The sequence below is a fragment of the Deinococcus phoenicis genome (genome assembly GCF_000599865.1).
GTDB classification, from domain to species: Bacteria; Deinococcota; Deinococci; order Deinococcales; family Deinococcaceae; genus Deinococcus; species Deinococcus phoenicis.
This window is the reverse complement of record NZ_JHAC01000070.1, coordinates 113,678-124,321: the sequence shown is the minus strand read 5'-3', so window position 1 is coordinate 124,321 and position 10,644 is coordinate 113,678. Positions and strand designations below refer to the sequence as shown.

Genomic DNA, 10,644 nt, shown 5'->3' with positions numbered 1-10,644 from the left:
TGAGGCCGGTGCCGGGATCGAACTGCTGCGTGCGGCTCAGGCCGCCGTCCACCACCACCCGCACCCCCGCCAGCGTCAGCGACGTTTCCGCGATGGAGGTCGCCAGCACCACCCTGCGCCGTCCGCCGGGACCGGGCAGGAGCGCCCGCCGTTGCTCGGCCAGCGGCAGGTCGCCGTAAAGGGGCAGCACCAGCGCGTCCACACCGGACAGGGCACCCAGCGCCCCCCGAATCTCGCGGACGCCGGGCAAAAAGGCCAGGACGTCGCCTTCCGGATGGGCCTCCAGCGCCCCCCGGACAGCGCGGGCCACGGCGTCCTCCACGCGGCCAGAGGGATCGGCGGGGAGGTAACGCACGTCCACCGGATAGGCCCGCCCCGCGCTCTGCACCAGCGGCGCGTCCAGCCGTTCGGGCAGGGCCGGGTCGAGGGTGGCGCTCATGATCAGCACACGCAGGTCGTCCCGCAGCGCCCCCTGTACCTCGCGCAGCAGGGCCAGGGCGAGGTCGGCGTTCAGGGACCGCTCGTGGAACTCGTCGAGAATCACCAGGCCCACGCCCGAGAGTTCCGGGTCACGCTGCAACCGGCGGGTGAGGATGCCTTCCGTGACCACCTCGATGCGCGTGCGGGCCGACACCCGTGACTCGAAGCGCACGCGCGAGCCGACCGTGCCGCCCACCTCCTCGCCCAGGCCCTCGGCCAGCCGGGAGGCCACCGCGCGAACTGCCACCCGGCGGGGTTGCAGCATCACGGCGCCCTGTCCGGCCAGCCAGGGTTCTTCCAGCAGCGCCAGCGGCAGCGCCGTACTCTTGCCCGCTCCCGGCGGGGCCTGAAGCACCACCAGCGGGTGCGCCGCGAGGGCCGCCCGCACTTCGGGGAGCACCTCGGCGATGGGGAGGTCGGGGAGCGTCACGCGGGGCATGCTAGCAGGAGCCGTCCGCCAGCAGCTTTCCGCTTTCAGCGCGGATGTTCAGCGCTCCATCAGCCGCAGCACGTCCCGCAAATCCCGCAGCACGGCGTCGGGCCTCTCGCCACTCAGCCCATGCCCGGTGGGGAGGTACGCCGCGCGCAGCCCCACCTGTTGCGGCCCCCACACATCGTTGCGGGGCGAGTCCCCGACGAACCAGGTGTCCGCCGCGTTCACGCCGAGACGGGCAAGGGCCAGTTCGTAGATGGCGGGGGCGGGTTTGCTGAGGCCCACGCCTTTGCTGATGACCACATCGTCGGTTAGGGGAGCCAGGCCGGTGCGCTCCAGGCAGGTGGTCTGGGCCTCTACCCAGCCGTTCGTGACCACGCCCACCCGCAGGCCACGCGCCCGCAGTTCCTGGAGAACGTCGAGCGCGTGTGGCATGGGGACGGGCGCGGCCAGGGAATGTTCGGAGAAATCGGCCAACAGAACCTCCGGGTCGTGGGGCAGGCCCAGTTCACGGACCAGTTGCGGCAGCACCTCGCGCTTGGGTCGGTAGCCGAAGTCGTCCAGCACGGTAAACCGCTCCGCGTACCCGCCGGGCAGGCCGTGCCGCTCCACGTGCCCCGTCAGCCAGCCCCGAACGGTGGCGGTGAGGTCGTGCAGCGTGCCGTCGAGGTCGAAGAGGACGGCTTTCAGGACGCCTCACCCCCACTGGGGGCTTTGCCTTCCTCCTCGCCGGGGGACTTGTGGAAGGCCGCGCCCAGCCGCCTCACGTTCTCGTGGATCAGGGTGGTGTTCAGGGAAACGGCGGCGATCATGCCGCTGGCCGCCGCATTCATCACGTACTGCGGCGCGCCCGTCATGTCCCCGGCGGCCCACACGCCGCGCACGCTGGTCATGCCATTCTCGTTGACCACCACGCGGCTCTTCTCGTTCAGCTCGCAGCCAAGCGAAGCGGCCAGGCTGCTGTTCTGGACCTGGGTGGGGTTCAGGAAGATCGCGTCCAGCGTCAGGCGCTCCCCTCCCCGGAACTTCACCTGCACGGTGTCCGTCCCGCCCAGGCGCAGGATGGGCGCGGTGCAGATGGGCACGCCCACCCGCGCCAGGTCGCGGCGCTGCTCGTCCGTCAGTTCGTCGGGGCCGTCGGTCAGCAGGGCCACCGATTTCGACCACGCCCGCACACTCAGGGCGAGGTGGTGGCCTTCCTGATGCGACCCCAGAACGGCCAGCGCCGCTTCCCGGTTGGGCCACCCATCGCAGTAGGGGCAGTGGTGGACGGTGCGGCCCCAGCGCGCGCGCAGACCGGGCACGTTGGGCAGCACGTCGCGCACCCCGGTGGCCAGGAGCAGGCGCCGGGCCTGGACCCAGCCCCGGTCGAGCCGCACCGCGAAGCCGCCAGGCAGGGACCGGGCCTCCCGCGCCACGCCGGACACCACCGTTACCGGATACGGGGCGAGGTCGACCAGGCCCAGCGTCTTGAGCTGGCCGGGGGGCGTGCCGTCGCGCGTGAACACCCCATGGGCGGCGGTGGCCCGGGTATTGCGGGGCGGCCCACCGTCCAGCAGCAGCACCCGCCGCCGCGCGCCGCCCAGCACCAGCGCGGCATTCAGACCTGCCGGACCCGCACCGACGATGACCGCGTCGTACTGTTCCATTGGCTGCTCCACTCCCGGCCTCCTCAACGGGGACCGGGCCGCACGGTCACGTCCGGCAGGGTGGCGTCACGGGGGGCGTCCAGCACGAAGCGCACGGTAGCGGCGACCGTCGCGGGGTCCACGAAGGCCGCCGGATCGTAGCTGCCGCCCTCCTGTGCCCGGACCTTTTGCTGCATGGGCGTGGCGGTCCGGCCCGGATAGACACTGGTCACGCGCACGCCGTGAGGGGTCTCCTCTTCGCGCAGGGCGTCGGCCAGGGCCTTCAGGGCGAATTTGCTGGCCGCGTAGCTGGCCCACCCGGCATTCGCGCGCAGGCCCGCGCCACTGTTGACAAAGACGAGGGTGCCCCGCTCGGCCCGGACCCGGGGCAGCAGGAGGCGCGTCAGGGCGGCGGGGGCCACCACGTTCACGGCGAGGGTGTGTGTCCAGACTTCGTGCGGCTGCTCGGCCACCGCGCCCAGTTCGACCACCCCCGCGTTCTGCACCACGTTCGTCACGCGGCCCAGGCCCGAGAGGGCGGCCTCGAAGGTGTCCGGCCGGGTCAGGTCGAGGAGCAGCGGCGCCCCGCCCACCTCCGCGCAGAGGGTAGAAAGCCGCGCCCCGTCCCGCCCCTGGAGAAGGAGGCTGTGGGTTCCCGCCAGTTCCCGCGCGAGCGCCGCGCCGATGCCGCCCGTCGCCCCGGTAATCAGGGTCACCGGTCTGTCTGAATGGGTCATCCGTGGAGGCTAACGCACGGCGCGCGCCTGGAAGTACTGTTCCTGAAACGAAACGGCCTTCATGATCTCTGCATCTGTCCAGTGGGCACCGGGACGCCCCACGACCAGCTTGTCCTCCGCGTCGTCCTCGCGGACGATGACCGCCGTGACCACGCCCCTGGCCTCCCGCACGGGCCGGTCCCAGCCCAGCAGGTAGGCGTCTATGGGGTGCCCGTCGCCACCCACAGTTCCCGGGAGTTCGCCATAATTCACCGGGTACACCAGGTCGGGCCAGCGCGGGTGGCGGCTCCCCAGCGGGCGGTCCACCACCACGCGCACGGTCTGGCCGAGGAAGAACGTGAGGTCAGGCTTCATGGGGACAGCATAGAAAAACCACCCCGCCGGGAGGCAGGGTGGCCGGGAAGGGCGGGGGTCAGCGGCTGCCGATACCGTCGAAGGTATCGATGGTGAGCACGTCCCACTCGGCGGCACGGTCGAAAGCGTCACTGCCGTCGGGGTCGCCCGCCTTCACGGTGGCCTTGCGGCGCAGGGTGACATTCTCGCCCCACTTGGCCGCCGAGCCGATCTGGCCGATCACGTCCACCACGGTGCCGCTCTTCTTCAGCACCGGCACGTCGTCGCCGTTGAAGTTGGTCACGTTGCTGACGAGCTGGCCCCTGGCCTTGAGGTCCGCCACCGCCGAGCCGTTCACGATGACGAAGGTCCCGCCCGCCGCCAGCGTGCCGCTCAGGGTCACGGTGTTCGTGGTCGTGGTCCCGCCGTTGGCGTACAGCTCCACCGTGTAGTCGGCCAGGTTCACGGCCTGGGCGGTCGGGTTGTAGATCTCCAGCGCCTTGTTGTTGCTGCTGCCCTCCACGTACTCGCTGAAGTACAGCTCGCTGTCCGGCTGCGGGCGGACAATCGGCGCGTTCACCGTCACCGTCAGCGTGGCCGTGCTGCTCACGTCGCCGCTGGCCGCCTTGACCTGATAGGCGTAGGTGCCGGGCGCGGTGCCCTCCGGGGCGGTGACGGACACGGCGAAGGGCTGGCCGCTGGTGACCGTGGCAGGCGCAGTCGCCAGGGCCGGGGCGTCATTCTGCGGCGTGACGGTGATGGTCAGGTCGCCGGTGAGGTTCTGCGCCGTGGCCGTGAAGGTGGTGGTGACGGCGGGGGCACCTGCGGTGGTGGTCACGTTGGCCGTGCCGGGCGTCAGGATGACGCTGGACACGGGGGTGGTCGTCCCGCCGCCGCTGAGGTTCAGGCCGACCAGCACGGGGTCGTGATCGCTGCTGCGGAAGGCCTCGGGCGTGTACAGGTCGGGGGTGGTGCAGGTGGCCGAGGTGCAGGTGGGATTGGCCTTGAACTCGACGTTGTAGTCGAGGAACGTGGGTTCGTCGGCGTTGATGTGCCACTCGGTGATGCCCGTGACCTGACCACTCAGGCTGGTGCTGCTCAGCGCGTGGTCGAGGTAGCCGAACTGCCCATTGAACTGGTAGGAGTAGCGGTCCTCGACCGGAATCCGCTTGTTCAGGCTCTCGAAGCCGCCCGCGATCAGGGTCCGGATGGGGTCTTCCTCGCCGTAGGAGTTCAGGTCACCCAGCAGCAGCACGTCGGGGTCGCCCGAGGCCTGTCGGACAGAGTCGGCGAACGTCAGCAGTTCGCGCGCCTGATTCACCCGCTTGAGGTTCCAGCAGCCCTGGCCCTGATCGGTGTCGCCGCTCGTGGGGCAACTCCCCTTGCTCTTGAAGTGGTTGGCAATCACGCTGAAGGTCTCGCCCGTGCCCGCCTCGCGGAAGGTCTGAGCGACGGGCGGGCGGTCGTTGATGCTGGCGGTGTCGATCTTCGGCTGCCCGACCGGGGCCACCCTGGCGGGCTTGTAGATGATCGCCACGCGGATGGCGTCCGTACCCAGCGTGCCGGTCTTGACCGAGTCGAAGGTGCCCGCCCCGGCAGCGGCGTTCAGCGCGGCGACCAGATCGTTCAGGGCCGTCTCGCCGTTGTTCTGAATCTCCATCAGGGTGATGACGTCGGCGTTCAGGCCGATCAGCTCGCTCACGATCTTGGCCTTCTGCCGCCCGAACTCGTAGGCGTTGTTGGCGCCCCGGTCGGCGCTGCCCCCAAAGGTCGTGAAGTAGTTCAGCACGTTCGCGCCCGCCACGCGCAGGCGGCCACCGACCTCCCCGGGGGCCGTGGGCCGGGGGTTGGCATCCCTGAAGACTGGCGCGACCGTCGGCTCGATCTTGAATGTGTTGTTCGCGTAGCGCAGCGCGCCCGTCAGGTTCTCGACCGTGTCGCCGGTGCGGCGGGTGTTGAGGGCGTTCAGGTACGGCACCGCGCCGGGGTTCTGCGCGTTGCTGACATCATCCAGCACGATGCGGCGCAGGGCCTGGCTCTGGAGGGTCTCGCCAGCCGCGTTGCCGTTGGTGGGGTTGAACAGGCGGCCCCCGCTGGACAGCCCGAGTTCGCCGTAGCGCCCGTAGCCGTAGTTGTCGGTCACGGTCAGCGTCTGCGGAATCGTCACGAGCATGTTCTCGAACTGTTCGAGCTGGTCCAGGGTATTCAGCGGGAAGTTCAGGGTCACGGGCTTGACGACCTGCGTGCCGCTGCACTTCTGGAAGCTGGTGACGGTTTCGAGCTGCGTGGCGTTGAAGTACTCGTTGACGGTGCCGCCGACCTGCACCACGTCGCCCACGCTGACTGTCTGGCGCGCCGTGCCCGTGAACACGAAGAGGCCGTCGCTGGTGGCCGGGTCGTTATCGGGGGCGATCTCCTGGATGAAGAAGCCGCCCAGGCCCGCCTGCGTGTCGCTGGTGACCACGCCGCGCACGGTGACGGTCTGTCCGGCCAGCGGACTGGCCGCGCCGGACCCCTGCACCACGCCGATGTTCGTCACGGGCGTGGTGGGCACCGGGCAGGTGGGGGCCGTGTCCCCGCCACCGCCACCGAAGGCGAAGGTGGGCGCCGCGCCCTCCGGGGTGGTCGTAAAGGTCTGGGCCTGGCCCTCCCGGCTCTGCTCGCCGGTCAGGCTGCGGGGCTGCACGCTGTACGTGAAGCCGACGGGCAGGCTCAGGGTGCCGCTCCAGGTGCCGCCCCCGCGCGGAACGAGTTCCAGCACGTAGGTGCGCTTGAGGTCCTGGGCGCGCACGCTGGCGGTCCCCATGCTGCTCTCGGGGGCGGTGATGGTGGCGATCACGCGGTCGGCAGCGGGGTCCACCCCGGTAAAGGTCAGGGTGACGGGGGCCACCTCCGCACCGACATCCACCGTCACGTTCCCGTTGGTGGTGTCGAGGACATTCACGTTCAGGCCGGCCATGCTGCTCAGGCCCGCTGTGTTCGTCACCGTCACGCTGATGCTGCGTGGGCCGGGGGCGGTATAGGTGTGCGTGGGTTGAAACGCCCCGCTCTGGCCACTGGCGTCCAGCACCTGGGGGGCGCTGCCGTCGCCCCAGTCGACCGTCACGGTCTTGAGCTGGGCGCGGCTGTCGGGCTGCCGGGCCGCGATGCTCAGGGTGTACGGCTCTCCCTTCTTGACGGTGTCCACGCCACTGAGGGTGGGGGCCTCGGGCGGAGCCGCATTGATCACGTCGCTCAGGCCCACGCTCACGTTCTGATCGTCCTCACTCAGCCGCAGCGTGGCCGTGCCCTGCTGCTGGAGGGTGCCGGCCGTGTCACGGCCCTCGACCAGCACCCGGATGCTCCGGCCCGTGGGAACGCCCTGCAAGACGCCCGCCGCCGTGTTGCCATTCCCGATCAGGCGCGCTTCGAGCGACCCCACCTTGGCCACGAGAACGTTGCTCTTGCCCATCACGCCCGTCGCCGTGACGTGAATGGCGCTCGTCACGCGGTTCATCCGCAGGCTGATCGGCTCCTCGTTCTGGAAGGTCACCGCGCGGGTGCCCTTGTACAGCACGACCTTCTCGGCGTCCGCACCGTCGTACCCGCGTGCCGTGAGGGTATAGGCCCCCTTGACCAGGTTGGGCACCGTGAAGGTGGCCGTCCCGTCCCGGAGGGTGGCGGTCAGGGTATACAGCTCACGGCTGGTGTTCGCGTCCGTGCCGCGCACTTCCAGGGTCGCCTGCCGCACCTCGGCGGGCAGCGAGAGCACCGTGAACACGGCCTTTCCCGTGCCCGTGGTGGGCAGCGTGGCATGGGTCCCCGTGCCACAGGCACTCAGCAGCAGGGCAGTAGACAGCAGCAGTCGTTTTTTCATGCATTCTCCTGAGATGGGCGGCGGCACTTCCATGAGGACAGGCCCCGCCTGACGTGAGGCTCTCACCCCTGTGTCAGCTCGCCTTCACGGATCAGTGGGAAGGAAAGTTGACCAGCTCGGAAAGGAGGGAGGCCCAGGATAGCAGAAGGGCTTCAGAGAAAGTTCATTGGCCGCCGAATGTGCCCAGGCTGAGAAGGGACCAGGCCGCCCCAGGGCCGGGGCTGAGGCACGGAAGTCAGTCCGGGGGCCTGCGAGGGGTCCTCCTCGTCTGCGCCGCTGTTCAGGAGACTGTCCAGAGAGTGGCACCCCTGTCCCGGTGTTTCCCGGTGACGGAGGCTAGAAGGCCACCTCCTGCACGACCGGGTGCAGCAGCACCTCGTCGATCCGGGCATGGACCGGGGCGGTCAGGGCGTACAGGACGGCGTCGGCCACATCGGCGGGACGCAGCCAGGCGGCCTTGTGGGCCTCGCCCTGCACGGTGTCCGCGAAAAAGGTGTCCACCATCCCGGGGCGGATCTCGGTCACGCGCAGGCCGTAGCCGTGTCCCTCGTGCGCGAGGGCCTGCGTGAGTGCCCGCTGCGCGTACTTGCTGGCCGTGTAGAGCGCGCCCGTCCCGAAGGTCCGGCCCGAGACGTCGCTGGTGACGTTCACCACCTGCGACCCGGCGCCCCGCGCGTGCCGCTCCCGGAAGTGCGGGATCAGGGCGCGCGTGACCAGCAGGGTGCCCAGCACGTTGGTGTCCATCACGCGGCGGTATTCCTCCGGCGTGATCTCCTCGACCGGCGCGAAGGAGCCGACCCCGGCATTGTTCACCAGCGCGTCGACCCCGGCCCGCACCGCCGCCTCCGCGAAGGCCTGCACGCTGGCCTCATCCGTCACGTCCAGCGGGTGAAACGCCGAGCCGTCCAGACTCAGGCCGCCCACGTCCCGCGCGCCGCCGATCACACGCGCGCCCTGCGCCGCGAGCGCCTCGGCCACGGCCCACCCGATCCCCTTGCTGGCTCCGGTCACCGCGACCACGCGCCCGGCCAACGCCCCTTCCCGTCCTGTGCCCGTCATGACGTCAGGGTAGCAGGGCGCAGCCCGGCGGCGGGCAGAGGCGGAAGCCAGGCTTTCCCCGGAAGGTCTTCCCGCTCCCCGGCCTCCTCAGGCGGCGTCGTTCTTGTCCACCTTGGCAAAGATCATGCGGCCCACGTTGGTCTGGACGTTGTTGACCACCAAGACACGGGTGGACTTGCCCCGGAACTTCAGGCCATCCTCGACCACGACCATCGTGCCGTCCTCCAGGTAGCCGACGCCCTGACCCTGCTGCTGGCCGCTCTTGGTGACCGTGATGGTGAGGTGATCGCCCGCCTGGACCTGGGGCCGCAGGGCGACGGCGACCGCGTGCATGCTCAGCACCTCCAGGCCGTGCAGCCGCGCGATCTTGCCCAGGTTGCCGTCGTTCGTCAGCAGTTTGCCGCCGGTTTCGCGGGCGAGGCGCACCAGTTTGTCGTCCACGGTGCTGAGCTGCGGATCGTCCCAGTCCTCGACGCGCAGGGGGCGCACCCCGCGCAGGTCCTCCAGCACGGTCAACCCGCGCTTGCCGCGCGTGCGCTTCTGCGGGTCGGCGTGGTCGGCCAGCACCTGAAGCTCGCGCAGCACGAAGCCGGGCACCACCAGCTCGCCTTCCAGAAAGCCGCTGCGGGCCAGTTCCAGGATGCGCCCGTCGATAATCACGTTGGTGTCCAGAATCTTGCTGCCGGGCTTGCGGCGCACCTGCGGAAAGGCCAGCAGGCCGAACGCGTCGGCGTGCCGGGTGGCGAAAGGCACGAAAAAGGCCGCCAGAATCAGCGTCACCAGGACGCTCCAGACCCAGCTGTAGAAGGGCAGGCCACGCAGCAGGTTGCCCAGCAGCACGCTGAGCAGCAGCGCGACCAGCAGCCCGAAGGTGGCCGCCGCGACCGTCCGGGGCGAGAGGCCCGCGTACCAGCGGCTCAGCCGCGCCAGGCCCTGGGCCGCCAGCCGTTCGGCACGCGGGGCCAGCAGCAAGGCCGCGAGCGCCCCCGCCAGCATCAGGCTGAGGGTATTGACCTGCCCCACCTCGGGGTCGCCCATTCGCAGGGCCAGCGCGTGACCCGCCGCCCACCCGGCGAGCAGGCCAAACAACATCATTATCAGCCGGAACGCAAGCACGGCCCTGAGTGTAGCCGACCCCGCCCGGCCTGGGCCGCACACCTCCGCGACCACGCAGGCCAGCCAAGACAGCCCATAGAGACATGAGGAACCTGACGGCTTCATGTGGGGTTCAAAGTTGACGCTCATCCGCTGCGGGTACCATGCCAGCCATGCGTAAAGTTTCCAAGGCGTTCCGCCTGGCGGGCCTGTGTCTGACCGGGGTCCTGAGTGTGGCAGGCGCGCAGGGCACCGGCACTCCGGCGGCCCCGGCCCGCGCGGCCACCACCACGCCCGTGTCGGCCAATACCGTGCGTTCCGTGAGCAGCGTGGCGGTGGAGATCAGCGGCACCGTGAAGGGCCAGATCGTGGCCTGCCCCAGGACCCTCAAGGTCAGCCCGGCGGCGGTGTGCCTGTACGTGCAGGGCGCCCCGACCACGCTGCGGCCCCTGGTGCGCGGCAAGCTCGGCGCGCGCGCGCTGGGCGACTGGAAGACCGCCGGGACCGGCAAGGCCAGTTCGCTGCTGGTTTCCGCGACGGCGGGCGGCCCGGTCGGGTCCTTCGTGCTGATGGCCCCGCTGAGCGACAAGGAAACGCTCCTGGTGGTGGACGTGGCGCAGGCCGCTGCCGCGCCGGCGGCCGCCCGTCCCGCCACGCCCGCAGGCGTCGTGAAGGGCCAGCCCTACGTGTTGGGCCGCGACCTGGTGGGCGTGGTCAATGTCACCTCGCTGGGCGGCGGCAAATACCGCCTGTCGCGCGGCAACGAGACGCCGCTGACCGTGACGGTCGGGCAGAAGGCGGCGCAGCTGGGCAGCGGCAGCGTCGAACTCCCCCTGGTTCCGGCCAGCGACGGCACCAACCTGATTTTCCCACTGGCAGGGCTGCGCGCGCTCGGCTGCACCTTTACCCCGGCGGGAACAAATGTGACGGTCGCCTGCGGAACGGCCAGCGTGGGCCTGAAGCCCATCGTGTTCTAGGGGTTCTCCAACGGCACTGTGCCAGGGACCCTCGGGCGTGGCAAGG

Annotated in this window: 9 protein-coding genes; 1 reads left to right on the top strand and 8 read right to left on the bottom strand. The window is 70.3% G+C overall.

All coding sequences use genetic code 11. From position 1 onward, the window contains the following. The 8 genes from DEIPH_RS16735 to DEIPH_RS16700 form a co-directional block, all read right to left on the bottom strand. Nucleotides 1–919 (bottom strand): DEAD/DEAH box helicase (locus tag DEIPH_RS16735; protein WP_034360321.1); only part of this gene is annotated, 919 nt, incomplete at its 3' end. Nucleotides 920–967: 48 nt separating this feature from the next. After that, nucleotides 968–1,603, bottom strand: coding sequence for an HAD family hydrolase (locus DEIPH_RS16730; RefSeq protein ID WP_034360319.1), 636 nt, complete (start codon nt 1,601–1,603; stop codon nt 968–970). Beyond that, complete coding sequence (locus DEIPH_RS16725; RefSeq protein WP_034360317.1) at nt 1,600–2,562, bottom strand: NAD(P)/FAD-dependent oxidoreductase; 963 nt, start codon at nt 2,560–2,562, stop codon at nt 1,600–1,602. The genes DEIPH_RS16730 and DEIPH_RS16725 overlap by 4 nt, the downstream gene beginning before the upstream one ends. Nucleotides 2,563–2,585: 23 nt before the next feature. Then, nucleotides 2,586–3,278 carry an SDR family oxidoreductase gene (locus DEIPH_RS16720; RefSeq protein ID WP_034360289.1) on the bottom strand — a complete coding sequence of 231 codons (693 nt, stop codon included), beginning with the start codon at nt 3,276–3,278 and terminating at the stop codon, nt 2,586–2,588. A 9-nt stretch (nt 3,279–3,287) separates the two neighbouring features. After that, a complete protein-coding gene (locus DEIPH_RS16715; RefSeq protein WP_034360287.1) occupies nt 3,288–3,632 on the bottom strand; it encodes an inorganic diphosphatase in 345 nt (114 codons plus the stop codon). A 58-nt stretch (nt 3,633–3,690) separates the two neighbouring features. Next, nucleotides 3,691–7,467 carry an ExeM/NucH family extracellular endonuclease gene (locus tag DEIPH_RS16710; protein WP_051517466.1) on the bottom strand — a complete coding sequence of 1,259 codons (3,777 nt, stop codon included), beginning with the start codon at nt 7,465–7,467 and terminating at the stop codon, nt 3,691–3,693. A gap of 336 nt (nt 7,468–7,803) precedes the next feature. After that, nucleotides 7,804–8,526 (bottom strand): SDR family oxidoreductase, encoded by a 723-nt coding sequence (locus DEIPH_RS16705; protein WP_034360284.1) that lies wholly within the window; start codon nt 8,524–8,526, stop codon nt 7,804–7,806. Nucleotides 8,527–8,613: 87 nt separating this feature from the next. Beyond that, nucleotides 8,614–9,642, bottom strand: coding sequence for a PIN/TRAM domain-containing protein (locus DEIPH_RS16700; RefSeq protein ID WP_034360281.1), 1,029 nt, complete (start codon nt 9,640–9,642; stop codon nt 8,614–8,616). Between the two features lie 152 nt (nt 9,643–9,794). Here DEIPH_RS16700 and DEIPH_RS16695 point away from each other — a divergent pair, with 152 nt between their 5' ends. Continuing rightward, a complete protein-coding gene (locus DEIPH_RS16695) occupies nt 9,795–10,598 on the top strand; it encodes a hypothetical protein (RefSeq protein ID WP_034360278.1) in 804 nt (267 codons plus the stop codon). The last annotated feature ends 46 nt before the right edge of the window (nt 10,599–10,644 follow it).